21 protein-coding genes are annotated in these 23,796 nt (G+C 66.4%); 5 read left to right on the top strand and 16 right to left on the bottom strand.

Translation table 11 applies throughout. The features are described 5' to 3' along the window. Positions 1-8 precede the first annotated feature (8 nt). Entirely contained in the window at positions 9-569 is a 561-nt protein-coding gene (locus DFR43_RS10145; RefSeq protein ID WP_133598283.1) for a Uma2 family endonuclease, read from the bottom strand. A gap of 130 nt (positions 570-699) precedes the next feature. Here DFR43_RS10145 and miaB point away from each other — a divergent pair, with 130 nt between their 5' ends. Further along, complete coding sequence (miaB, locus tag DFR43_RS10140) at positions 700-2,049, top strand: tRNA (N6-isopentenyl adenosine(37)-C2)-methylthiotransferase MiaB (RefSeq protein ID WP_133598280.1); 1,350 nt, start codon at positions 700-702, stop codon at positions 2,047-2,049. 13 nt (positions 2,050-2,062) lie between these two features. On the opposite strand, the gene DFR43_RS10135 is transcribed toward miaB, so the two are convergent. Then, positions 2,063-3,064 (bottom strand): sensor histidine kinase, encoded by a 1,002-nt coding sequence (locus DFR43_RS10135; RefSeq protein ID WP_133598278.1) that lies wholly within the window; start codon positions 3,062-3,064, stop codon positions 2,063-2,065. Positions 3,065-3,128: 64 nt separating this feature from the next. Between DFR43_RS10135 and DFR43_RS10130 the strand changes: the two genes are divergently transcribed. Further along, entirely contained in the window at positions 3,129-3,917 is a 789-nt protein-coding gene (locus DFR43_RS10130; RefSeq protein WP_133598276.1) for an exodeoxyribonuclease III, read from the top strand. A gap of 9 nt (positions 3,918-3,926) precedes the next feature. On the opposite strand, the gene ntrC is transcribed toward DFR43_RS10130, so the two are convergent. From ntrC to DFR43_RS10100, 6 genes are all read right to left on the bottom strand, one after another. Next, positions 3,927-5,438 (bottom strand): nitrogen regulation protein NR(I), encoded by a 1,512-nt coding sequence (ntrC, locus tag DFR43_RS10125; protein ID WP_133598274.1) that lies wholly within the window; start codon positions 5,436-5,438, stop codon positions 3,927-3,929. A 50-nt stretch (positions 5,439-5,488) separates the two neighbouring features. Next, positions 5,489-6,565 carry a nitrogen regulation protein NR(II) gene (gene glnL, locus DFR43_RS10120; RefSeq protein ID WP_133598272.1) on the bottom strand — a complete coding sequence of 359 codons (1,077 nt, stop codon included), beginning with the start codon at positions 6,563-6,565 and terminating at the stop codon, positions 5,489-5,491. 14 nt (positions 6,566-6,579) lie between these two features. Continuing rightward, entirely contained in the window at positions 6,580-7,119 is a 540-nt protein-coding gene (locus tag DFR43_RS10115; RefSeq protein WP_245988899.1) for a coiled-coil domain-containing protein, read from the bottom strand. 134 nt (positions 7,120-7,253) lie between these two features. Continuing rightward, complete coding sequence (gene glnA / locus DFR43_RS10110; protein WP_133598270.1) at positions 7,254-8,669, bottom strand: type I glutamate--ammonia ligase; 1,416 nt, start codon at positions 8,667-8,669, stop codon at positions 7,254-7,256. A gap of 160 nt (positions 8,670-8,829) precedes the next feature. Then, complete coding sequence (locus tag DFR43_RS10105) at positions 8,830-9,660, bottom strand: competence/damage-inducible protein A (RefSeq protein ID WP_133598267.1); 831 nt, start codon at positions 9,658-9,660, stop codon at positions 8,830-8,832. Continuing rightward, positions 9,657-10,514 carry an EI24 domain-containing protein gene (locus DFR43_RS10100; RefSeq protein WP_245988898.1) on the bottom strand — a complete coding sequence of 286 codons (858 nt, stop codon included), beginning with the start codon at positions 10,512-10,514 and terminating at the stop codon, positions 9,657-9,659. The genes DFR43_RS10105 and DFR43_RS10100 overlap by 4 nt, the downstream gene beginning before the upstream one ends. Positions 10,515-10,595: 81 nt before the next feature. Here DFR43_RS10100 and DFR43_RS10095 point away from each other — a divergent pair, with 81 nt between their 5' ends. Next, a complete protein-coding gene (locus DFR43_RS10095) occupies positions 10,596-11,393 on the top strand; it encodes an alpha/beta fold hydrolase (RefSeq protein WP_133598263.1) in 798 nt (265 codons plus the stop codon). On the opposite strand, the gene DFR43_RS10090 is transcribed toward DFR43_RS10095, so the two are convergent. Then, positions 11,377-12,108 (bottom strand): 16S rRNA pseudouridine(516) synthase, encoded by a 732-nt coding sequence (locus DFR43_RS10090; protein WP_133598261.1) that lies wholly within the window; start codon positions 12,106-12,108, stop codon positions 11,377-11,379. The two genes, DFR43_RS10095 and DFR43_RS10090, sit on opposite strands and share 17 nt — an antisense overlap. A 113-nt stretch (positions 12,109-12,221) precedes the next feature. Here DFR43_RS10090 and DFR43_RS10085 point away from each other — a divergent pair, with 113 nt between their 5' ends. Then, positions 12,222-12,803 carry a DUF2062 domain-containing protein gene (locus DFR43_RS10085; protein ID WP_133598259.1) on the top strand — a complete coding sequence of 194 codons (582 nt, stop codon included), beginning with the start codon at positions 12,222-12,224 and terminating at the stop codon, positions 12,801-12,803. 29 nt (positions 12,804-12,832) lie between these two features. Here DFR43_RS10085 and DFR43_RS10080 read toward each other — a convergent pair whose 3' ends face one another. Genes DFR43_RS10080 through DFR43_RS10060 form a run of 5 tightly spaced genes read right to left on the bottom strand, consistent with a single transcriptional unit; the run spans position 12,833 to position 17,926 of the window. After that, the gene (locus tag DFR43_RS10080) at positions 12,833-14,161 is read right to left on the bottom strand and encodes a heme biosynthesis HemY N-terminal domain-containing protein (protein WP_133598256.1); all 1,329 of its coding nucleotides are present in this window, start codon (positions 14,159-14,161) and stop codon (positions 12,833-12,835) included. A 14-nt stretch (positions 14,162-14,175) separates the two neighbouring features. Further along, on the bottom strand, positions 14,176-15,378 hold the full coding sequence (locus DFR43_RS10075) for a uroporphyrinogen-III C-methyltransferase (protein WP_133598254.1): 1,203 nt from the start codon (positions 15,376-15,378) through the stop codon (positions 14,176-14,178). A 2-nt stretch (positions 15,379-15,380) separates the two neighbouring features. Then, positions 15,381-16,139 carry a uroporphyrinogen-III synthase gene (locus DFR43_RS10070; protein WP_133598252.1) on the bottom strand — a complete coding sequence of 253 codons (759 nt, stop codon included), beginning with the start codon at positions 16,137-16,139 and terminating at the stop codon, positions 15,381-15,383. Further along, positions 16,136-17,116, bottom strand: coding sequence for a hydroxymethylbilane synthase (gene hemC, locus DFR43_RS10065; protein ID WP_133598250.1), 981 nt, complete (start codon positions 17,114-17,116; stop codon positions 16,136-16,138). Before hemC ends, DFR43_RS10070 begins: the two co-directional genes overlap by 4 nt. A gap of 54 nt (positions 17,117-17,170) precedes the next feature. Further along, positions 17,171-17,926 carry a LytR/AlgR family response regulator transcription factor gene (locus tag DFR43_RS10060; protein WP_133598248.1) on the bottom strand — a complete coding sequence of 252 codons (756 nt, stop codon included), beginning with the start codon at positions 17,924-17,926 and terminating at the stop codon, positions 17,171-17,173. 94 nt (positions 17,927-18,020) lie between these two features. Between DFR43_RS10060 and argH the strand changes: the two genes are divergently transcribed. Then, positions 18,021-19,472 carry an argininosuccinate lyase gene (gene argH, locus DFR43_RS10055; RefSeq protein ID WP_133598246.1) on the top strand — a complete coding sequence of 484 codons (1,452 nt, stop codon included), beginning with the start codon at positions 18,021-18,023 and terminating at the stop codon, positions 19,470-19,472. Positions 19,473-19,496: 24 nt separating this feature from the next. Here argH and DFR43_RS10050 read toward each other — a convergent pair whose 3' ends face one another. Together DFR43_RS10050 and DFR43_RS10045 are read right to left on the bottom strand one after the other, a co-directional pair. Beyond that, on the bottom strand, positions 19,497-20,849 hold the full coding sequence (locus tag DFR43_RS10050; RefSeq protein ID WP_133598244.1) for a GGDEF domain-containing protein: 1,353 nt from the start codon (positions 20,847-20,849) through the stop codon (positions 19,497-19,499). Continuing rightward, the gene (locus tag DFR43_RS10045; RefSeq protein ID WP_164499729.1) at positions 20,846-23,641 is read right to left on the bottom strand and encodes a TonB-dependent receptor domain-containing protein; all 2,796 of its coding nucleotides are present in this window, start codon (positions 23,639-23,641) and stop codon (positions 20,846-20,848) included. Before DFR43_RS10045 ends, DFR43_RS10050 begins: the two co-directional genes overlap by 4 nt. Between the last annotated feature and the right edge of the window lie 155 nt (positions 23,642-23,796).

Below are 23,796 nucleotides of genomic sequence, written 5' to 3'. Positions count from 1 at the left end.
AAGCACGCTCAGTCCGACACGTCGATGTAGATCTCGTCCAACGACAAAGCGGCATCCACACAGGGCAGCCCAATGGCGCCTTCGGTGTGCAGCTCGTGGCGCCAGCCGCTCGCGCGGCGAAACACTTCGACCTGCCGCCGGTCCTGCGCCACCAACAGGTAAGCCTGCAGGCTGGGCAACTGCTGGTAGGCCAGCCACTTTTCCCGCCGGTCGATGCGTTCGGTACTTTCCGACAACACCTCCACGATCAGGCAGGGGCGTTCGCGAAAGTAGGTCGCGCGGTCTGTGTCATCGCAACACAGCAGCAAGTCGGGGTAGTAGTACACCTCCTGCCCGGCAAAGTCCAAGCGCACCTTCATGTCCGACGTGAACAGCTGGCAGCCGTGCTGTCGCGCTTTGGGCGTCAGGGCAAAAGCCACCGCGTTCACGATCAGCCCATGCCGGTCACTCGCCCCCACCATGGCGTACACCTGCCCGTCCACATACTCATGGCGGACTTCGCTGCGCAGTTCGCCTTCCAGGTATTCCTGGGGCGTGATGAAGCGTTTCATGGCGGCCAGTGCGGTCATGATGTTCTCCCTGTGATGCATGGATATCTGACAAGTGTAGAGCAGCCCCACCCAACCAGCCAACCCTTTAAAATCAAAGGTTTTCCACTTCCCCACAGCCCCTGGCTTTACACCAGCACCGCTGCACCCCATGAGCAAAAAAGTCTTCATCAAAACCTTCGGCTGCCAGATGAACGAGTACGACTCGGACAAAATGGCCGACGTCCTGGCAGCCGCGCAAGGCTACGAACCCACCGACGACCCCGAGCAAGCCGACCTCATCCTGTTCAACACCTGCTCGGTGCGCGAAAAAGCCCAGGAAAAGGTGTTCAGCGACCTGGGACGCGTCAAGCACCTGAAACAAAAAGGCGTGCTCATCGGCGTGGGCGGCTGCGTGGCCAGCCAGGAAGGCGAAGAAATCATCAAGCGCGCCCCGTTCGTGGACGTGGTGTTCGGCCCGCAAACCCTGCACCGCCTGCCGCAGCTGCTGGAAGAACGCCAGCGCCAGGCCCGCCCGCAGGTGGACATCCGCTTCCCCGAAATCGAAAAGTTCGACCACCTGCCCCCGGCCAAGGTGGAGGGCGCCAGCGCCTTCGTGTCCATCATGGAAGGCTGCAGCAAATATTGCAGCTACTGTGTGGTGCCCTACACCCGTGGCGAGGAATTCAGCCGCCCGTTCGAGGACGTGCTGGTGGAAGTGGCCGGCCTGGCCGACCAGGGCGTCAAGGAAGTCACGCTGCTGGGCCAGAACGTCAATGCCTACCGCGGCAAGATGGGCGACTCCGACGAGATCGCCGACTTCGCCCTGCTGCTCGAATACGTGGGCGACATCCCCGGCATCGAGCGCATCCGCTACACCACCAGCCACCCCAACGAATTCACCCCGCGCCTGATCGAAGCCTACGCCAAGATCCCCAAGCTGGTCAGCCACCTGCATCTGCCGGTGCAGCACGGCAGCGACAAAATCCTCATGGCCATGAAGCGCGGCTACACAGCGATGGAATACAAAAGCACCATCCGCAAGCTGCGCGCCATCCGGCCCGAGCTCTCGCTGAGCAGCGATTTCATCGTCGGCTTCCCGGGCGAGACGGACGAAGACTTCCAAAAACTCATGAAGCTGGTGACCGACGTGGGCTACGACGCCTCGTTCAGCTTCATTTTCAGCCCGCGGCCCGGCACCCCCGCCGCCAACCTGCACGACGACACCCCGCACGAGGTCAAGCTGCAGCGCCTGCAGCACCTGCAAGCCACCATCGAGGAGAACGTGCAACGCATCAGCGCCACCCGTGTCGGCACGGTGCAGCGCATCCTGGTCACCGGGCCCTCGAAGAAAAACCCGCAGGAACTCATGGGCCGCACCGAATGCAACCGCATCGTCAACTTCGACGGCGGCCCCCACGGCGCCCGCCTGATCGGCCAGATGCTGGACGTGCGCATCACCCAGGCCCTGCCGCACTCGCTGCGCGGGGAGGTGGTGGTCGAAGAACGCACGGCGGCCTGAACCGCCGGCGCCCTCACGCCTTTCGACGCGGCAGCCGCACCGTCACCACATGCTCGCGCTCGGTGGTGTGGCGCTTGAGTTGCGCTTCGGCATCGAAATGCAGTTCCAGCCGTTCGCGGATGTTGCTCAGCGCCATGTGGTTGCCGTTGGGGACGGGCGGGCTGTGCTCGGGCGGCAGATCGTTGCGCACGAAAATCACGAGTCGGTCGTCTTCGGCGTAAATCTCCAGCGTCACGTCCGCCCCGTCGGCGGCAGGCTCCACGCCGTAGCGCACGGCGTTTTCCAGCAGCGGCTGCAAGAGCAGTGGCGGCACCAGCGCATCCTGGGGCGCGTGGGCGATCAACCAATGCATCCGCAGCCGGCTGCCCAGGCGCACGGCCTCGATGTCCACATACGCTTTGGCCAGTTGCAACTCCTGAGCCAGTGGCACCAGCGCCCGGGCGTCCGACAACAAAGCGCGATACAAGTCGGCCAAATCCTGCAGCACCGCCTCGGCCTGGCGCGGCTGGGTGCGCAGCAGGGCCATCGCGCTGTTGAGGCTGTTGAACAGGAAGTGGGGCCGAATGCGGGATTGCAGCGCCGTCACCCGGGCCTCGGCCAGCGCGGGCGAGAGGCGATGGTGGCGCCAGTTGAAATAAAACAGCACGGCAGCCGCCACGATGGCTGCAACCGTCGCGCTGTGCCACGCCGCCGGCCCCAGGCGCTCCCCCAGGCTCCAGGCCAGCACGCCTTGCCAGGCCACGGCCGACAAAGCCGCCAGCGCGAGCACGGCCACCACCCCGCGCCCATACGACACGCGGGCCAGCCAAGGCTGCAGCACAAAGAGCAACAGCACCGTGCTCAACAAGGCGGGCTCGTAAAGCAGGGCCTGCTCCAGATAGCCGCTCCACCCCACAGACCCACCCGGCGCCTGTATCCACCACACCAGCAGCCGCAGCCCTTCGGCCAACAGCAGCACCCGCAGCAGCACCCCCAGGTTGCGGAAATCAGGCAGCACGGTTTGAGGCGATGGCATGGTCAATGGGAAGCAGCGTGACGGGGCCAACCAAGGCGAATGAGGAATCGCTTACATTGTGCGCATGAAACTGGCAACCTGGAACATCAATTCACTCGGCGTGCGGCTGCCCCAAGTCCTGGCGTGGCTGGACCGACAGGCGCAAGACGGCCCGGTGGACGTACTCGCCCTGCAAGAGCTCAAGCTCACCGACGACAAATTCCCCGCGGCGGCATTCGAACAGGCCGGCTACCATGCCACCTGGTTCGGCCAGAAAACCTACAACGGCGTGGCGCTGGTCTCGCGCACCCCGGCCCAAGACGTGGTGCGCAACATCCCCGGCTTCGCCGACGAGCAGGCCCGCTTGATTGCGGCCACCTACGGCGAAGGCGAGACAGCGCTGCGCGTGATCGGGGCCTACTTCCCCAACGGCCAGGCCCCGGGCAGCGACAAATTCGCTTACAAGATGCGCTGGCTCGACGCCCTGCGCGGCTGGCTGGCCGATGAACTGCGCCGCCATCCGCGGCTGGCGCTCATGGGTGACTTCAACATCACATTCGACGACGCCGACGTCTGGGACCCGGAGGGCCTGCGCGAAACCATCCATTGCACGAGCGAGGAGCGCGCCCACTTGCAAGCCCTCATCGCGCTGGGGCTGCACGACGCCCACCGCCTGTTCCCCCAGCCGCCCAAGACCTTCAGTTGGTGGGACTATCGCATGCTGGGTTTTCAGAAGAACCGCGGGCTGCGCATCGACCACATCCTCATCAGCGATGCGCTGCGCGCGCGGGCATCGGCCTGCACCATCGACCGCGCCCCGCGCAAGAACCCCCAGCCCAGCGATCACGCCCCCGTGGTGCTGACCCTGGACTGAACCTGCGCCTCACTCCAGGTTCAGCTCCTGGATCTTGCGGGTGATGGTATTGCGGCCAATACCCAGCTTCTGCGCGGCCTCGATGCGGCGGCCACGGGTACAGGCCAGCGCCGTCTGAATCAGGCTGGTTTCAAACCGGCGGGTGAGCTCGTCCCAGACATCGGTGCGGCCAGCGGTCAGCAGCGCCAGGGCCTCGGCCCGCAACGCCTGCTCCCAGCTACCGGCTGGCGCTGGCGGCGGGGCTTCGGCGGCCAACCCAGACACCTGGACCGGCATGGCCGACACCAATGACGCGCCGGACGAAGCCATCGTCTCGGCCCGCGCCGGGGCCACGGCGCTGGCACTCGCGGCCGCCCCCGGCGCCCCCAGCACCTCCGGGGGCAAGTCCTTCACTTCGATGGACTGGGCCGGCGCCATCACCGTCAGCCAATGGCAGATGTTCTCCAGTTGGCGCACGTTGCCCGGAAAGTCGAATGCGCACAACACCTTCAGCGCCGCATCCGAAATGCGCTTGGGCTCCACGTCGAGTTGCTTGGCGCTCTGTTGCAGGAAAAACCGGGTCAGCAGGGGCACGTCCTCCCGCCGCTCGCGCAAAGCGGGCAGACGCAGGCGAATCACGTTGAGCCGGTGAAACAAGTCCTCGCGGAACACCCCCTCCTTGACGCGCTGCTCCAGGTTCTGGTGGGTGGCGGCGATCACCCGCACGTTGGCCTTGACGGCGCTGTGCCCCCCCACGCGGTAGAAATGCCCATCGGAGAGCACACGCAGCAGCCGCGTCTGCAAATCGAACGGCATGTCGCCGATTTCGTCGAGAAACAGCGTGCCGCCCTCGGCCTGCTCGAAGCGCCCGCGGCGCATGGTCTGGGCCCCGGTGAAGGCCCCCCGCTCATGCCCGAACAGTTCGGATTCCAGCAAATCCTTCGGGATGGCGGCGGTGTTGATGGCCACGAACGGTCCCTTGGCCCGGGGCGAGTGCTTGTGCAGCGCCCGGGCCACCAGTTCTTTGCCCGAGCCGCTCTCGCCCGTGATGAGCACCGTCACATTGCTCTGGCTCAAGCGGCCGATGGCGCGAAACACATCTTGCATGGCCGGCGCTTGCCCCAGAATTTCGGGCGCGGCGCTCAACCGTTCCTCGGCCACCTCCTCGCGCTGGCTCTCTTCCACCGCGCGCCGGATCAGTTCCACCGCCTTGGGCAAATCGAACGGCTTGGGCAGGTACTCGAACGCCCCGCCCTGAAAGGCGGCCACGGCGCTGTCCAAGTCGGAAAACGCCGTCATGATGATGACGGGCAACCCCGGCATCTGCTTCTTGACCTTCTCCAGCAGTTCCAGCCCCGAGCCGCCCGGCATGCGGATGTCGCTGACCAGCACTTGGGGGCCTTCGTCGCTGGCGTCGGCCAGGGCGTCGAGCACTTCGCGCGGGTTGGTGAAGCTGCGGGTGGGCAAACTCTCGCGCAACAGGGCTTTTTCCAGGACGAACCGGATGGACTGGTCATCATCCACGATCCAGATGGGTTTCATGCGAGCGTTTCCTCTTTCCTTGTGACGTCTCCCCCGCCCGCCGCCACGTCTCAAGGCAACGGGATCAAGAGCTTGAAGTCGGTTCGGCCCGGCACGCTGTCGCATTCGATCAGGCCGTGGTGCTGCTGCACGAAGGTCTGCGCCAAAGTCAGCCCCAGGCCGGAACCGCCATCGCGCCCCGACACCAGCGGGTAAAAGATGCGGTCCTTGATCTCTTCGGGCACGCCGGGCCCGTTGTCGATCACATGCAATTCCAGTGCCAGCCGGTAACGCTGGCGCCCAAACGTCACCTGCCGCAGCACCCGGGTACGGAAAACGATTTCGGCGTCTCCCGCCGCAATGCGCTCCTTGAGGGCCTGAGCCGCGTTGTGGGCAATGTTGAGCACGGCCTGGATGAGTTGCTCGCGATCCCCCCGAAATTCGGGGATGGAGATGTCGTAATCGCGCACCACCTTCAGGCCCTTGGGAAATTCGGCCAGGATGAGCGAGCGCACGCGCTCGCAGACTTCGTGGATGTTCACGTCGCCCACCACCTGTGCCCGCCGGTGCGGCGCCAGCAGGCGATCGACCAGCGATTGCAGCCGATCCGCCTCGTGGATGATGACTTGGGCGAATTCCACCAACTCGCGCGATTCCAGCTCCATCTGCAGCAACTGCGCGGCCCCGCGAATCCCGCCCAGCGGGTTTTTGATCTCGTGCGCCAGATTGCGAATCAACTCTTTGTTGGCCTGGGCCTGATCGATCAGGCGCTCTTCGCGCTCCTGGCGGGTCTGCTGCTCCAGCGGCAGCATCTCCACCACCACCTCACCCGGCGCATCGCTCTTGGCCACCACCACATGAACCGGCAAGGGCTCGTTGTTCAGGCGCTTGAGGAAAGCGTCGTAGCGGATCACCGCGTACTCGTGGCCATGCGAGCCCTGCAGCGCGTTCTGCAACAGCTCGGGGGCCGTGAACCAGTCGGTCAGCGGCACGCCGAGCAGGCTGCGGCGCGACAGACCGATGGCGTCTTCCAGCGCATTGTTGGCAAACAACAGGCGACCGTCGTCATCGACCACCGAAACCAGCGTGGCCAGCATGTCCAGCGCCTGGAAGCGTTGCTGTGTCGCACCCGTTGACCTGCGCACCATCACCGGCTGTTCCCTCAACGCGGCGCCGGCAGGCGTTCCAGTTCCCGCTCGATGGCGGCCACATCGCCCCGCGCCCGTTCCACGCGGCGCTGCAACTCATCGGTCCGGTCGCGGTAACGCGCCTCGTCGCCCCGTTCGCTGGAAAGCCGAACCGGTTGACCCTGGTTGTATTCGACCTCCAGTTCGGCCAGCCTTTCGCGAGCACGACGCAATTCGGTTTCCAGAATCAGGCGGGCATCGCGATCCCGGGCCTGCTGCTCAGCCCGGCCCACGCGCTCATTGCCGTTGCGTGCCCCGGTGGCACTGGCCGACGGCGAGCTGGCCGATGGCCGCACCGTCGAGGGCGATGCGGCATTGCCAGCCGCACGACCGCTTTCCACCACCGTGAGGTTGCCCCCTTCCACGACCCGGCACCCTCGCGCTTCGGGCTGTGGGCCCGGGTGGTTGGTGTACTCGTTGCCACAGCGCCAAATCGTTCCCTGAGCATGGGCGGATCCAACCCCCAGCATCACGGCAACGGACGCCAACCAGGACAGCAGGAGAGGAAATGACATGCGTGGCATCGCTGACTAAATACGGGATGATTCAACGGTCAGGAACATCCAGTATCGCCGAAAAGCCCGTCGGGTAAGCCAAGAAAAAAAGGACGGCACGCCGGCCGTCCTTGGATGACATCCCCCTGGGCAGATCAGAGGCTGAAGTACATGTCGAACTCGGTCGGCGTGACCTCGATGCGGGCGCGGGTGACTTCCTGCATCTTCAGATCGATGTAAGCGTCGATCATCGAATCGGTGAAGACGCCGCCCTTGGTCAGGAAGGCGCGGTCTTTGTCCAGGTAATCCAGCGCTTGGTCGAGGCTGTGGCACACGGTGGGCACCAGCTTGTCCTCCTCCGGCGGCAGGTGGTAGAGGTCCTTGGTGGCGGCCTCGCCCGGGTGGATCTTGTTCTCCACGCCGTCCAGACCGGCCATCAGCAGCGCCGCGAAGCACAGGTACGGGTTGGCCATCGGGTCCGGGAAGCGGGCCTCGACGCGGCGCGCCTTCGGATTGGCCACGTACGGGATGCGGATGGACGCCGAGCGGTTCTTGGCCGAGTAGGCGAGCTTGACCGGGGCCTCGAAGTGCGGCACCAGGCGCTTGTAGCTGTTGGTGGTCGGGTTGGTGATGGCGTTGAGCGCGCGGGCGTGCTTGATGATGCCGCCGATGTAGTACAGGGCGAAATCGCTCAGGCCCGCGTAGCCGTCACCGGCGAACAGGTTCTTGCCGTCCTTCCAGACCGACTGGTGCACGTGCATGCCGCTGCCGTTGTCGCCGTGGTAGGGCTTGGGCATGAAGGTGGCCGTCTTGCCGTAGCTGTTGGCCACGTTCCAGATGACGTACTTGAGCACCTGCGTCCAGTCGGCACGCTCGACCAGCGTGCTGAACTTGGTGCCGATCTCGCACTGGCCGGCGCCGGCGACCTCGTGGTGGAACACCTCCACCGGGATGCCCAGCGACTCCAGGATCAGCACCATCTCGGCGCGCATGTCGTGCGTGCTGTCCACCGGGGGCACGGGGAAGTAGCCACCCTTGGTGCGCGGACGGTGGCCGCGGTTGCCGTTTTCAAACTTGGCACCACTGTTCCAAGGGGCTTCGTATTCCTCGATCTCGTAGAAGCCACGGCCCGGCTCGGTGCTCCAGCGCACACCGTCGAACAGGAAGAACTCCGGCTCGGGGCCGAAGTAGGCGGTGTCGCCCAGTCCGGAAGACTTCAGGTAGGCCTCGGCGCGCTTGGCGATCGAGCGCGGATCGCGGTCGTAGGCCTTGCCGTCGCTGGGCTCGACCACATCGCACTGGATGAAGATGGTCGTTTCCTCGAAGAACGGGTCGATGTTGGCCGTGGCTGGGTCGGGCATCAGCAGCATGTCCGAGGCCTCGATGCCTTTCCAGCCAGCGATCGAGGAACCATCGAAGGCGTGACCGGAGGTGAACTTGTCTTCGCTGAATGCAGACACGGGAACGGTCACGTGCTGCTCTTTGCCACGGGTATCGGTGAAGCGGAAATCGACGAACTTGACGTCGTTTTCTTTCACCATGTTCATCACGTCGGCGACGGTTTTGGCCATCTGGAATCTCCTGTGTCGAGGGGGTAAAAAATCGGACGGCTGATTTGTAGCAGCAACCGTGCCAGCCCGACTCCCCAAGGAAGGGCCCAGCACGCACCACCATGATGCCCCAAAATGGCACCAAATTGCACTTTATTGGTGCATATTGGTCGAAAAAGCTTCAGCGCACCAATTCAGGGCCCAGGGAGGCTTGTTGGGCACGCAAGCCCTCCAGCAAGGCCGCGTAGGCGGGCTGCACCAAGGCATCCTCCCCTTTGACGCCGAGTTCGATGTGACGGCCGTAGGTCGGATGATCGACGCTGGGCAGGCTGAACACCTTGACCCCGGGATGGCCGGACTCGATGCGTTCCATCAGGGGCGTCAACGCCGCTTCCATGGCGCCAAACACAATGACCGATCGTTCCTTCCAGTCCACACGGCGGAAGTGTGCGGCATAACCCGTGTCCAGCACCCATTCGATCATTGGCCAGGCCATCACCGGAAAGCCGGGAACGAAATGGACCGTGCCGCCGCCTGGCCCATCACAGGAAAAGCCGGGTATCTTGTTATAAGGGTTGGGAATGATGCGCGCGCCCACCGGGAACACGCCCATGTTCAAGCGGTGCACGTTATCGGGGCGCTGCGGGTCATAGACCTGCCCCTGCTCGCGGGCCACGTCTTGCATGCGTTCTTCGATGAGCTGACGCGCCTGCGGGTGCAGCGCCAGTTCCACGCCCAAGGCCGCCGCCGCGCACTGGCGGGTGTGGTCGTCGGGCGTGGCGCCGATGCCACCGCACGAAAACACCACGTCGCCTCCGGCAAACGCTTCGCGCAAGGCGGCGGTGATGGCGGCACGGTCATCGCCCACGTAGCGGGCCCACGACAGCGCCAGCCCGCGCTGGCCGAGCAGTTCGATGACTTTGGGCATGTGCTTGTCCTGCCGCTTGCCCGACAGGATCTCGTCACCGACGATGAGGAGGCCAAAACGTGGCATGGAAGTCTGGTTGGTCATGGAATTTCTTTGGCAGTCACATCGATGACTTCGCCCGGCACGGCCCGTGGCGGCGCTGGCTCAGGGGGCGGGACAACGGTCTCGTCGGTCTGACGCTGGCGGCGCAAATCTGCCAACGCGGCCAACAGGTAGTGGGTAAACCACAAAGCGGCAAACGCAAACATCAGCGCATAAATCCACACCGCCAGCGGCACCAGCAAAGGCGCCAGGGCAATGAACACCGCCCCGGACGCCCACAGCAGGCTCGGCGCCGCGCCCAGATAACCACACAGCACCCCCATGCCCAGCAACGCCCAGCGGTGTTGCCCGATCAGTTCGCGGCGTTCGGCCACGCTGGCATGCTCGGCCAGGGCATCGAAGGCAAACACGCGATAGGTCAGCCAACCCCAGATCAGCGGCGGCAGAATCAGCACCAGCGGCGGGATGAGCCACAACGGGATGGAGGCCACGAGCGCCAGCAACGCCAGCACGGTGGACCACAGCGACCAAACCACACTGCCCCAGAAGTTGCCCCCACGCAGCCGCTGCAGATCGGGAAAGCGTCGCTGGGCCACCAGATCGACGATGGCGGGCGTCATCAGCAACGCCACCAACAGCAGGGCCAGCAACACGATCAAGGGCGTGACGAGCACCAGCACGAACAGCGGCGCCAGCAGGGTCTTGACCTCGGGCAAGCCCAGGGTGGTCATCCACTGCATGGCCCAGACGAAAGGGGCCCAGCCCTCCAGCCAGCGCAGCATGGCGCTGACGGCGGCGTCCCAGAACAAGTAGCCCAGCAAGAACGACGCGGCCACCATCAGCACCAGCGGCAGCACAGACAGCGCCACCACTTTGGGATGGAGACAGTAAGCCACCGCCCGCCATGAGGAATCGACAAGCCTTCGCATGACGCCAAGGATACAGGTTTGGCAAGACAAGCGTCGTAACATCGGCACATGGACGACTTGCCTGCCAGCACCCACGTCACGGTTCACGGCCAAGCGCTGGAGGTGCTGCGCCTGCCGGGCGCCGCCGATCTGGCACCTCTGGTCTTTCTGCACGAGGGGCTGGGATCGGTGTCGATGTGGGGGCAGCGACAGCGCTACTGGCCGGCCGAGTTGTGCCGGGCCACCGGACGCGCGGGCTGGGTGTATGCGCGGCGTGGCTATGGCCGCTCCGCGCCCATTGCCGACGTGCGTGGCAGCGGCCGGCACGGGCCGGACTACATGCACCGCGAAGCCCAGCACACCCTGCCCGCGCTGCTCGATGCCCTGGGCGTCCAGCGCCCCGTGCTCATCGGCCATTCCGATGGCGCCACCATCGCCTTGCTGCATGCCGCCCGGCACCCGGTGACGGCCTGCGTGGCGATGGCGCCCCATGTGTTCGTGGAAGAGGTTGCCATCCGCTCCATCGAACAAGCCCGGCAGGCCTACCTGCACGGCGGGCTGCGCGAGCGCTTGGCGCGCCACCATGAAGCGGTGGACTGCGCCTTCTGGCAGTGGAATGACGTGTGGCTGTCGGCTGCATTTCGCGCTTTCGACATTCGCCCCGAATGCCGCGCCATCACCGCGCCTTTGCTGCTCGTGCAAGGATTGCAGGACGAATACGGCACGCTCGCTCAGCTCGACGCCATCGAAGCGGCTGCGCCCCACGCCCAGCGGCTCGTGCTGGACGACTGCGGTCACAGCCCGCATCGGGATCAACCCACCGCCCTCACCGAAGCCCTGGCCCGCTTCCTCAGCCCTTTGCCATGAGCGCCTGGACTTGCTCCGGCTCCAGCCAGCGCCATTGCCCAGGCGCCAGATCGGCCGGCAGGGTGATGGGCCCGATTCGGCTGCGGTGCAGCGCCTCCACCCGGTTGCTCACGGCCGCCACCATGCGCTTGACCTGGTGATATTTGCCCTGCGTGAGCGTCAGCCGCAGACCGTGGCTGCCCACCGCCTCGCAGGCATCGGCCCGCACCGGCCGGGGATCGTCATCCAGCACCACCCCGGCCAACAACCGCTGCACCTGGGGTTCGCTGACCGGGTGTCGGCACGTCACCTCATACACCTTGGGCACATGGTGCCGAGGCGAGGACAGCCGGTGGATGAAAGCGCCGTCGTCGGACAGCAGCAACAAGCCGGTGGTGTCCTGATCGAGTCGGCCGACCGCCTGCACGCCACTGGCCGCGCCCCCCGGCCGCTGGCGCAACGGCGCGGGCAATAAGGTGTAGACGCTGGGCCAGGCGCTGGGCCGCTGCGAACACTCGAAACCCGCGGGCTTGTACAGCATCAAATAGGCGCGATGCCGATACTCCCAACGCTGCCCCTCCACGTAAAACACCAGCCCCTCGGGCTCGAAAACGGCCGAGGGATCGGCGCACACCTGAGCGGGCCCGCCGACGCTGACCCGCCCCTGCTGCACCAGCCCGAGGCATACGCGCCGCGTACCGAAGCCCTGTGTAAACAAAATGTCTGGCAACTGCATGGCGTCAAGCATAGCGGCTACGGCGCCACAGTCCCCCGTTGGCAAGGCACCGATCGGCGACAATTGAGGGTTGCGCATGAATACCCGTGCGCGAAGCGTCTGCGACGGACATCATGCTCGAACGGTTGAAAAAACTCCTGCCCACCAAAGACAGCCTGCACAGCAACCGCTGGCTGCGCTGGCTGGGCCCTTGGCTGAACCACCCGCGGCTGTGGCACATGAGCCGCAAGGGCATTGCCATGGGGCTGGCGCTGGGGGTGTTTTTCGGGCTGCTGATCCCGGTGGCACAAATCCCGTTTTCAGCCACCATGGCCGTGATTCTGCGGGCCAATTTGCCGGTGGCGGTGGCCAGCACCCTGGTCACGAACCCGGTGACTTTCGGGCCCGTCTATTACGGGGCCTACCGGCTGGGCAAATTCGTGCTGCTGGAGGAAGAACCCACGGCGGACGAGATCGAGCGGCTGATTGAAAAGAAAGCGCGCGACAAGCAACTGGCAGGTGAGTTCAGCATGGTGGACCGGATCCAGTACGCGTGGCACCAGTTGGGCAAAGTCGGCAAACCGCTGATCGTCGGGTTGGCCATCGTGGCCACGGTGGCGGGTGTGCTGGCGTATTTCCTGATCCACGGGTTGTGGATGCTGCGGGTGCGCTGGGAGCGCAGGCGCCGACTGGAAAAGATGCGCAATCCCCGCTGAGAAGAGCGCCGTCACCCGACGGCCTGCCATCAGCTCTGTGCCGCGCGCTTCCAGGCCTGTTGGGCGGCCTGCTCGTCACCCCGCTGCTCGGCCAACTGGGCCAGCGAGCACCAAGCGCGGCGCCGCAGTTCCGCGTCGTGCAGCCCCGAAGTGGCCTGCGCCAGCAACCGGGCGGCCTTGCCCCAGAGCTGGCGCTGCATGAAGGCCTGCCCCGCCAGATATTGCAGCCCGGCGTCTGTGGGCTGGGCTTGCTGGGCGGCTTCGATCCGCGGCAGCCATGGGGCGTCCAGCCGAGGCAGGTAGGCCTCCAGCAGCAGCAAGCAGGCGCGGCGCTGCCGGTCCGACAGCCCGGCATAGCCTTGCCAGACCGCCTCCAAAGCCTCGGTCACGGGCTTGTCCAGCGGCGCGGCGGTCACTTGCGGATCGGCGCCCGCCTCGTCCGCGGCATCGGCGGGCGAAACCGCGCTGTCGGGCGGGGTCACAGGCTCCAGGGCCTGCCAACGCTGTAAGAACTGCAAGGCCAACCGGGGCTCCTGGCGCTCACGCGCATCGAGCGAGCGCCACACTGCGCTGAGCTGGTCCAGATCATGGGCTTGCTGCAGGGCATCACTGAGCAGGCCTTTGAGCAAGCTGTCGGCCACGGCCGGCGAAAACGCCTTGTGCTTGGTCAGCAGGCGCACCATGTCGATGGCGTCGCGGGCATTGTGCTCCAGCTGGGCCAGCTTCAGGCGCAGACGCACGGCCTGTATGCGCCGGGCAGCCCCCTGTGGCAGTTGCTCCAACCATTGCCGGGCGGCGGCTGCATCACGGCCTTTGATGGCCCAAGCCGCGGCACGCAACATGGCCCCTTCTCGGGCAGCGGCGGCGTCAGCGTCCTGGACCGCGACCAAGGCCTCGATGGCCTGGTCGCGCTGCGCGGGGTTGCCCAGGGCCTGAGCGCTTTCAGCCTGCAGCAGCCGGGCCAACACCAGCCACTGGGCACGCCGGGGCATACCACCGTCGGCCGGCAGCCCTTCGAGCACCTGCAGGGCGTGCCGGGCAGCGGCCTGCGCCCGCACGAAACGGCCGGCAAGCTGGTAAGTCACCGCATCGAGCAAGGACACATACACGGCCCGCTCCTGCTGGTGCGCGCGCCAGCGCTGGGCCTGCTGGGGCAGCCCGCGCAGCAGCGCCAGCCCGCGCAGGGTGAGGTACATGAGGGCAAAGCCGGCCACGATGGCAAACAGCACCAGATTGAGCGACATGTCGAGCCGCCAGGGGTGCCAAAACACGGTGACGGTGGCGGCGTTGTCACCGACCAGCAAGGCCAGGGCCACCGCCAGCGCGGCCAGAAACAAAAACCAGAACACGGTTCTCATGGGAGCGCTTTCCTTCAGCGTCCGCTGGCCGCCACCGCCAGCGCGGCCAGGGTTTCGTCGGGCCGGGGCAGCGTGTCCTGGCGCATGTCGGCTTCGAGCTGGGCGAGTGTTTGCAAGGCCAACCGGGTCGAGACGGCCTGCTCATCGAAGTAACGCCGCACCAACTCGCTGGCTTTGCGGACATCGGCGCGCGCGGTCTCGAACTGGCGCCCCAGCAAGGCCAGCCGGGCATTGAGCAGGGTGAGTTTGAGGTTCTCGCGCAGGAAGAAAGACTGTTCGGGCGCCAGCAACGCCGCTTCGGGCTGGTCGATCCGGCTGACGCGGATGAGATCGGCCGTGCCCTCGCGCACATGGGCCCACCATCTGTCCCAGGCCGCCCTGCGCCAGGCGTCGAAACGCTGCCAGCCACGCGCCAGCATGCCGCCGGGGGCTTCGGGTTCGGCGGGCGTGGATTTGGCTTCAGCGGCGGGTGACGGCGCCTCTGCAGGAGCAGGCGGTTCAGCGCGGGTGGAGGCCGGCTCGCTCAACACCAAAGGCGCATTGCGCAGCGGCCACTCATCGACCTGGCGCAGCAGTTCGTCGAGCCGCAGGGCCAAAGCCGGCACATCGGCCAACTCGGCCGCACGCAGGCGTTCGATGTCGCGCGCGATCGCGCGTTGCACCGGATTGAGGCGGGGCTGGGCGGCGCGTTCGATGCGCTGCTCCGCGCCTTGGAGGGCCGAAATCAACGGCTGGGCGCTGCCGGTCAATTGGCTTTGCTGCACAGCCAAGCGCAGCGCCGCTTCCAGATCCTGCACCAGGCTGTCGTCGCGCGAGCGCGAGACCGACAGCATCAACTCTTCCAGTTGGCTGCGCTGCAGCGACACCTCCGACAGACGCAGTTCGGCCACGCCCAGACGGGCAACGAGCTCTTTGGACAGGGACTCGGCATGCTGGGCCAAGGTGCGCGCGGCGGCGGCCTCGGCCAGGGTATCGGCGCTGCGCCGGGCCATCTCCTCCTGGGTCTTGCTCAGGCGCTGCGCCACCGAGGCCGTCCATGCCAGCGCCACGACCGCCAGCGCCAGCGCCAGCCAGACGGCCCAAGCCAACCACCGGGCCGGGCGGCGCGCCGGCTCGCCGGTGGCGGCAACCGGCGGCGCATCAGCAGCCGCTGGCGCACCACCGCCGGAGGCCACGGGCGCAGAAGAGGAGGCGAGGTCTTTTTCCGGTTCGGACATGATCAGCGATAGGTTTCAAGGGCCCGCAGCACATCGGCAAGCGCAGGCCGTGTGGTGATTATTTCGCCAAATCCCATGCGGCGGGCTGACATTTCGATGCGAGGATGCGTCACGAGCGCACGGGCACGGCCCCAAGACTGGCCCGGGCACAGGGCGTCCAAATGCGCGACGGCTTCGCTGCTGCTGAGCAGCCAGACCGCGCCTTCCATGGCCCACGTGGCCACGCGCCCTCGGGTGGCCGCGTCCCACACCGGGGGTTGGCGCCGGTAGGCGATGCAGGTTTCGATCTGGCCACCTGCCGCCTGGCAACGGGCGGACAGCCAGTCGCGACCGGTCTGTCCATCGGCCGACTGCCCTCGGACGATCAGTAGGCGATGGCCGGGCTGCACTTGAGGCGCGACGGCCTGCCACAGCGCTTCGGAGTCGAACTGCTCGGCCGCCGCATCGGGTTGATCGATGCGCTCGGGCGGCACACCCGCTTCGCGCAATGCTTTGGCCGTGCCCGGCCCCGGGGCCCAGCACCGGGGCGCCAGCCGGGCCAAGGCCGGGGTGAGGAACGCATGAACGGCCTGCGCGCTGACGAACATCCAGGCGTCGTGCTGCCCGGCCGAAGCCTGGGCGCGACGCAACGCCTGTGGATCGGGCGCCGCAGCGATCTCGATCAAAGGCAAAGCCGCCACGGCCCAGCCCGCCGCCTGCAGCGCGGCCACCCATGGAGAAGCTTCCCGGGCCGGCCGGGTGACGATGACCGTCGGCGTCATGCAGACAGGCCGCCCTCCGGGGCCCCGGCCCGTTGCAAGGCGTGGGCGACGGCGGTGCCCAAGGCATCCGCATCGTCCAGCGAGGCCACCGGCGCCTGCCCATCGGCCCGCAGCACCGGCCCGCGGCCCTCGGGGTGCCCCCAAGCGGCATCGAGCCGCAGGACGCCGCTGCCACCGTCGGGCGCCTCCACCCAGGTGGCAAACGCCGCCAATGGCATGGAGCAACTGCCGCCCATGGCGCGCGAGACAGCGCGCTCGGCCGCCACGGCCCACCAGGTGGCCCGGTCGGCCAGCGGCGCCAAGGCTTCGATCACCTCGGCCCGCTCGGCGCGCACCTCGATGCCCAAGGCGCCTTGCCCGGCAGCCGGCAGCATTTCCTGGGGCGAAAAGATTTTGCGGATGCGCCCCTCCAGCTTTAGGCGCTTGAGCCCGGCGGCCGCCAGCACGATGGCGTGATACTGGCCTTCGTCGAGCTTGCGCAGGCGGGTATCGAGGTTGCCGCGCAAAGGCTCAATGCGCACATCCTGGCGGTCCAGCCGGTCCAGCGCCTCACGCAGCAGCACCATGCGGCGCAGGCTGGACGTGCCCACCACCGCCTCGGGCGGCAACGCCGCCAGGTCGGCGCAACGGGGCGACACCCAGGCGTCCCGTGGATCTTCACGCGGCATCACGCACGCCAGCACGAAGCCGGGGGGCAGTTCCATCGGCACGTCTTTGAGCGAATGAACCGCCAGATCGGCGCGGCCTTCCTCCAGCGCCACCTCCAGTTCCTTGACGAACAACCCTTTGCCGCCCACCTTGCTGAGGGTGCGGTCCAGGATTTGATCGCCCCGGGTGGTCATGCCCAGCAGGCTCACGGCATGCCCCCGTGCCTGCAGCAACGCCTTCACGTGCTCGGCCTGCCAGAGGGCCAGGCGGCTTTCGCGGGTGGCGATGGTCAGGGGGGGCTGGAAGAGGCGCGTAGACGGTTCAGACATGCGATGGGCAGAGCGCCGCCAGCGGCGACGCATCGATCGAGAAAACCATTGATGCTAGCATGCCCCCCCGGCCAGCGCCTCACGCACCAGGGGCAGTTGCCGGCGCGAGACGGCCAGCGCCTCTTCCACGCCGTCGAGCCGCAAGCGCCAGCCTTCCGGATCGTCACCCGCGTCATGCCCTTTTTCCAGGGAGCGGATGCAGCGGCGCGCCACCAGTGCGTTGCGGTGGATGCGCAGCCAACGTTGGGGGTGCGCCTGCTCCAGCTCGTGCAAAGAGCCGTCGTAGATGTAGGTGCGCTCACGCGTGCGCACGGTCACGTACTTGAGTTCGGCCTTGAGGTAAATGATGGCATCCAGCGGGACGCGCTCGGTGCGGCCACGGTCGTGGATCAGCAGAAAGTCGGGCGCTGGGGTGGGTGCCGCATCCGCAGCGGGCGGCAAGCGGCGCCGCGCCACTTTTTCCAGCGCCTGCTGCAAGCGCTCGCGGCGCACCGGCTTGGTGAGATAGTCCACCGCCTCCACGTCGAAGGCCTCCAGGGCGTGCTCGGCATGCGCCGTCACGAACACCACGGCAGGCGGATCGTCGTGTTGGCGCAGCAGGCGGGCCAGGCTCAGGCCATCCACACCCGGCATGTGGATATCCAGCAGCAGCACATCCCAGTGCCCGTGCTGCAAGCGCTCCATGGCCTGCACGGCGTGCGCGGCCTCCTCCACCTGAGGACGGGCCGGCGCGGGCCAGTCGCATTCGTCCAGCAGACTGCGCAGCCGGGCCCGGGCCAAGGGCTCGTCATCCACCAGCAGAATCCGCATCGTCTTCACTCCCGCCTTCCAGAAGGCGGCCACGTAAAATGTGGCGCCTTTTGGCATTCTTCCAAATTTTCGCGTCGCTGTCGCGCCCGCTCCCATGTCATCGAACCAACTCGACACCAAATCCCAAGCCTGGTCCGCCCTGTTTTCCGAGCCGATGAGCGAGCTGGTCAAGCGCTACACCGCCAGCGTCTTCTTCGACCAGCGACTGTGGCAGGCCGACATCCAGGGCAGTCTGGCGCACGCCGAGATGCTCGCGGCGCAGGGCATCATCAGCGCGCAGGACTGGGCCGACATCCAGCGCGGCATGGCGCAGATTCGCGCGGAGATCGAGTCCGGCCAGTTCGAGTGGAAACTCGATCTGGAGGACGTGCACCTCAACATCGAGGCGCGGCTGACGCAGCTGGTCGGCGACGCCGGCAAGCGGCTGCACACCGGCCGCAGCCGCAACGACCAGGTCGCCACCGACGTGCGCCTGTGGCTGCGCGACGAGATCGACGCCATCGCCGCCCTGCTGCGCGAGCTGCAGACGGCGCTGGTGGAGGTGGCCGCGCGGCACGTGGACGTGATCCTGCCGGGCTTCACGCACCTGCAGGTGGCGCAGCCGGTCAGCTTCGCGCACCACCTGCTGGCGTATGTGGAAATGTTCGCGCGCGACGAGGAGCGGCTGGCCGACGTGCGCCGCCGCACCAACCGCCTGCCGCTGGGCAGCGCGGCGCTGGCCGGCACCACCTACCCGCTGGACCGCGCGCGCGTGGCGCGCACGCTCGGCATGGTCGATGAGCGCGGCGAGCCGCAGCTGTGCCTCAACAGCCTGGATGCGGTCAGCGACCGCGACTTCGCCATCGAATTCAGCGCCGCTGCCGCGCTGATCATGGTGCACGTCAGCCGCCTGAGCGAGGAGCTGATCCTGTGGATGAGCCAGAACTTCGGCTTCATCCGCATCGCCGACCGCTTCACCACCGGCAGCTCCATCATGCCGCAAAAGAAGAACCCCGACGTGCCGGAGCTGGCGCGCGGCAAGACCGGCCGCGTCGTCGGCCACCTGATGGGGCTGCTGACGCTGATGAAGGGCCAGCCGCTGGCCTACAACAAAGACAACCAGGAAGACAAGGAGCCGCTGTTCGACACGGCGGACACGCTCAAGGACACGCTGCGCATCTTCACCGACATGATCGGCGGCGAGCGCGACCCGGCCACCGGGCAGCGCTCGGGGGGCCTGACGGTAAACCGCGAGGCGATGGAGGCCGCGGCGCGGCGCGGCTACGCCACCGCCACCGACCTGGCCGACTACCTGGTCAAGAAGGGTGTGCCGTTCCGCGACGCGCACGAGACGGTGGCCCACGCCGTCAAGGCCGCCACCAGCCATGCCTGCGACCTGTCGGAGCTGCCGCTGGCGGTGCTGCAGGGCTTCCACCCCCTGATCGAGAAAGACGTGTACGACGTGCTGAGCCTGCGCGGCTCGCTGCAGGCCCGCAACACCCTGGGCGGCACCGCGCCGGCCCAGGTGCAGGCGCAGATCGAGCGCCACCGCGCCCGTCTGGGTTGAACCTCCTGAACCGCAGGAGCGGCGTCAGGCCGGCCGGGTATCCTCGAACGCGGGCAGGGTGTCGTCGGCGTACACCACGCGGTTGCGTCCGGTGTGCTTGGCCTGATAGAGGGCGCTGTCGGCACGCGCCAGCAAGCCGGGCAGATTCACGTCCACCCCATCGAAGTCCGCCACCCCGAAACTGGCGGTGAAATGCAATGCCTGCCCGCCTACGGTCAACGCCCGCGCCTCCACCGCTTGCCGCATGCGTTCGGCCACCCGGACCGCCTCCTGCCCCTCAATCCCCGGCAGCAGGACGGCAAATTCTTCGCCCCCCAGCCGCCCCACCATGTCCACTTCCCGCACCTCGTGCATCAGCGCCTGGGCAAAACTCACCAGTACCGCATCACCCACGGCATGGCCATAGGTGTCGTTGACACGCTTGAAGCGGTCCAAGTCCACCATCACCACCGACAGGGGCTGGCTGTATCGCAGCGCACGCTGAATCTCCAGCTCAGCGCGTTCCGTGAATGCGCGACGGCTGGCCACGCCCGTCAATGCATCGATGCGGGCAGCTTGCTCAGCGGCTTCTTTCTGCAGGCGCAGTTCCCGGGTGGCAGCGGCCACCTGCTGGCGTAGGTCTTCCTGTGTCATCGCTATCCGCGAGGCCATGGCATTGATGCCCCGGGACAAGGAGGCCAGAGGCCCCGCCGCCTCCACGTCGGCACGCTCGTGCAGATGACCCAACCCGATCTGCTCGACCACTTTGGACACGCTCGCCATGGGCCGAGTGACGCTGGACGCCATCAAGGCAGACAGGATCGAGGCCAGCCCCAATGCGCCCGCAGTGACCAGCACGGCCCAGATCAGGAGGTCCCGCCGCTGCCCGCGCAATTTGTCCAGGTCATAGATCACCACCACCTGCCCGGCCAAGCCCCTTGGCGCCATGCCAGCACGCAAAGCAGGCGTCAGGGCAAAGGGGTCGTCCATCTGGATGGCCGTGTAATGCACGGGCACGGAAACGGTCAACACATCCCCGAATTCGGTGATCACCTCGTCGCTGAAGGGCGGCAGTTGGGCCGGCAATTTCCCGGCCACGACCCGGTACTGGCCATCGGCCGGGATCACCGCCACCCCCAACAGTTCGGGCGCGGACTCGAACAGCTGATTGACCTGCCGCTGCAGGTTCTGGCGATCTCCCACGAACAGGCCGAACTCAGCTGCACTGGCCATCTGCAGGGCATTGGCGCGGACCCGGTCCGCGACCGCTTCAGCCAAGTTACGCTCATGACGGTCCATGAACAGCCAGAGCAAGGCGAGCGTGACCAGCACGGCCGGCAGGGCCGCTGCCAACCACAGCCGTGCCCGTATGCCCAGCGCCTGCGGCAAACGTTTCATCGGATCTCTCCTGCCAGGGCCCGCTGCAGGGCCTCGACATCGGGCACATCAAGGCCCAGGGATCTGGCCACCTGATCGTTGACTGCGACCGCGCCGCTGGCTGCGCGGGCGGGCGCTGGCAACTGGCCTTGCGCCCACCACCCCTGAACGGCAGCGGCCACCTGGCGAGCCACCTGCAGCGGGGTGGTGTGCAGACTGAAAGTGGCACCAGCCCGGACGTGGGATTCGGCATAGCTGACCATCGGAATACGCTGCCGATAGGTGGCGATCAAGATGTTTTGCAAAGTGGCCGCGTTGTAAATCATCGGATCGGGCAAGGCCAACAACACTTCGGATTCGGACAGCACGTTGCGCAGCAACGGGAACAAGTTCGCGGCTTCTTCTTGCACACGTGCCTTGACCAGGACCAGCTGACGTTCGGCTGCTGCTCGGTCCAGCGCCGGTTCGAGCGGTGCCGAGGCTGGCCCCAACAGCACGCCAACCCGGCGGCGGCGTGGCATGACGCGCTGAATCAGAGCCAGAAAGCGCTCGGGCGGTTGATCGAGCCAGATGGCCGAAGAACCGACAGGCAAGGAGCGTCCCACGGCCACATAGGCCGCCTCAGGCAATAGGGCGGCCAGCACAGGCACAGACCAGGCAGTGGGCTGGCGCTGCACCTGCACAGCCAGTTCCGCCAGTGGGCGAACCCCCAGCGTCAGGTGCAGGCGCACCTCCCCTGCCGGCAAAGGCGTGGGGCTGTCGGTGGACACCTCCCAAGGCTGCCCCCCATCCCACAGCCGCCCCAGGTGTTCCAGCACCTCACCCGTGGCCCCTGTGCGCTCAGCCGCCCACACCCGCACCCGCGCGGGCTGCCCCCATCCCACCGCGGGCCCGCCCAAGAGCAGACCTCCCGCCAGCGGCCAAGCCAGCCAGCGACGTCGGCTCAGTCGAGGCACCTCAGAACTCCACATGCAAGGTGTGAACGCACGCCGCGGAAACGTCGAAGGGCGCGAGGACAAGAACTCCTGCCGGTCGCCATTGAGCGATTGCACCGTCAAGGACCATTCGGCACGTGTCGTGCCCCAGCGCAAGGCGCGGGCAATGCGAAGATCGATGCGGTAATCCGCGTCCAGTGCACTGTTGGCGCGACGCCAGGCCATTTCGTCCCGCCCGTAGGCCCACAATGCCAATGACCAGTCGTGTGGCAATTCCTGCATCCACCCCAGCGTCCAGAACTGCCGGGGCGGCGTGCGCTGGCCGACCTTGGCTGGGTCGTCCCAGCGAAAGCGGTTCAGGTTGTGATTCCACAACAAATGGGTACCCGCCATGGGTTGCCAGCGCAGCTGATATTCCAGGCCTTGTGTGCGAAAACCTTGGCCATTGATGAAGTCGCGCTGCAGACCACCCAGCGAAAAGGAGTCAATCTCGCGGTCGAAACGCTCGTCGTACAGGCGTGCGTCCCACACGAGGTTGAGGGCAGGGAAACGCCCCAAGTAGCTGATTTCACGACTGACGAGTCGTTCAGGGCGCACCTGCCCGCTGGAGACGAAAGTGCGTGTCAGGAAAGAGCCATCGGGGCGGAAGTAGCGCACATCCGCAAACTGCTCAAACAGCGTGGGGGCCCGTTGTGCAGAGGCCAGTCCGAAACGCACCGTATGGTCCGGCGTGATGTGGTGATTGATCATGAACCGCGGCGTGGCATAGCTGCCGGTATGGCTGTGCCGCCCGGTGAACAAGCCGGCATTGAGCACCCAGTCTGGGGCCAACGCCCATTCGGCGTTCACAAACAGACGCCAATCCCGCTGTGCCAGGCGCGAATCGCGGAAAAACAGGGGCGGCGATAGGGCACTGTCTTCGTTGAGGCCCACCCCCCAGACCCAGCGCCAGTGCTGGCCCGCCCGGAACTGGTGCTGAATCTCTGCATGCAGGCGCCGCTCCTGATTGCCGAAATCGATGACCACGCCCTGCAAACCCGGTCGCTGATAGATGAAGCGGTCGGTGGCGCGCTCCTCGCTCCAACTGAACGTGCCCTGCCAAGACTCATCGATCGAGGGTTGGAACACCCAGCGCGCCAGCAGGTAGGCCGAACGCCGCTGCACATCGCGCTCAGGATTGTCGAAATCCGCCGGCACCCCATCTCCGGTTCGGCTGTCGGCGTACCCGGCTGCCAACATGAGGTCGTGCTCGGCGCTGAGCCGCCAGTCGCTGCGCCACTTGACGGTGTTGAGACGGGTATCATCGTTGACGAATCGATAGCCGTGATCGTGCCGCTGTGCCACCGACAGCCGGTGACTGGCCTGCGCGTCCCCCCAGCCGTGCCGGACATACACATCGCGGATCCCATACTCGCCAGCGGTCAGTGAGACCGTTCCCCCCATCGTGTCTTGCGGGTGGCGGGTGATGACGTTGATGACACCGAACAAGGCATTGGCCCCGAAAGCGGCCGAATTCGATCCTCGCAGCACCTCGATGCGCTCGATCTCTTCCAGCGATAGCACGTACATGCCATGCAAGGTGCCCCCGAGGTAAGTGGAAGAGTAAACCGATCGCCCATCGATCAACACCAGATTGCGAGTGCCCAGTTCATCAACCGGCGCATGATAGGCGGCCACCGGATTGGCCCCGTTGTAGCCCGAGACCAGATACCCTGGCACCAGCCGCAGCAACTCGGCAAGGGTGCGCGCCCCGGAACGACGGATCCACTCGCGGTCCAGCACCGTCACCGCGCCGGGCGTGTCCTGCAACGGCTGGGCCAGGCGGCTGACCGTCAGAACGGTGGGAACCTCGCCAAAGAAATCCGCTTCGGTCGGCACATCCGGTGTTGCACAGACCGCGCCTGCGAAAAACCAAAAACCCCACGTTGCAAGCCCTAACAGGCCGTTGAAAAACTCCCCTGTGGCCGGTCTTGGTACGGGTACCATGTGAGCCACGGCGACGACGACCAGACACCAGACACCGAAGATGAGAG

Origin of the sequence: Tepidicella xavieri (genome assembly GCF_004363315.1) — a bacterium.
In the GTDB taxonomy this organism is placed as follows: Bacteria; Pseudomonadota; Gammaproteobacteria; order Burkholderiales; family Burkholderiaceae_C; genus Tepidicella; species Tepidicella xavieri.
The sequence above is the reverse complement of the archived record's forward strand: the minus strand, read 5'-3'. Positions and strand labels throughout refer to the sequence as shown.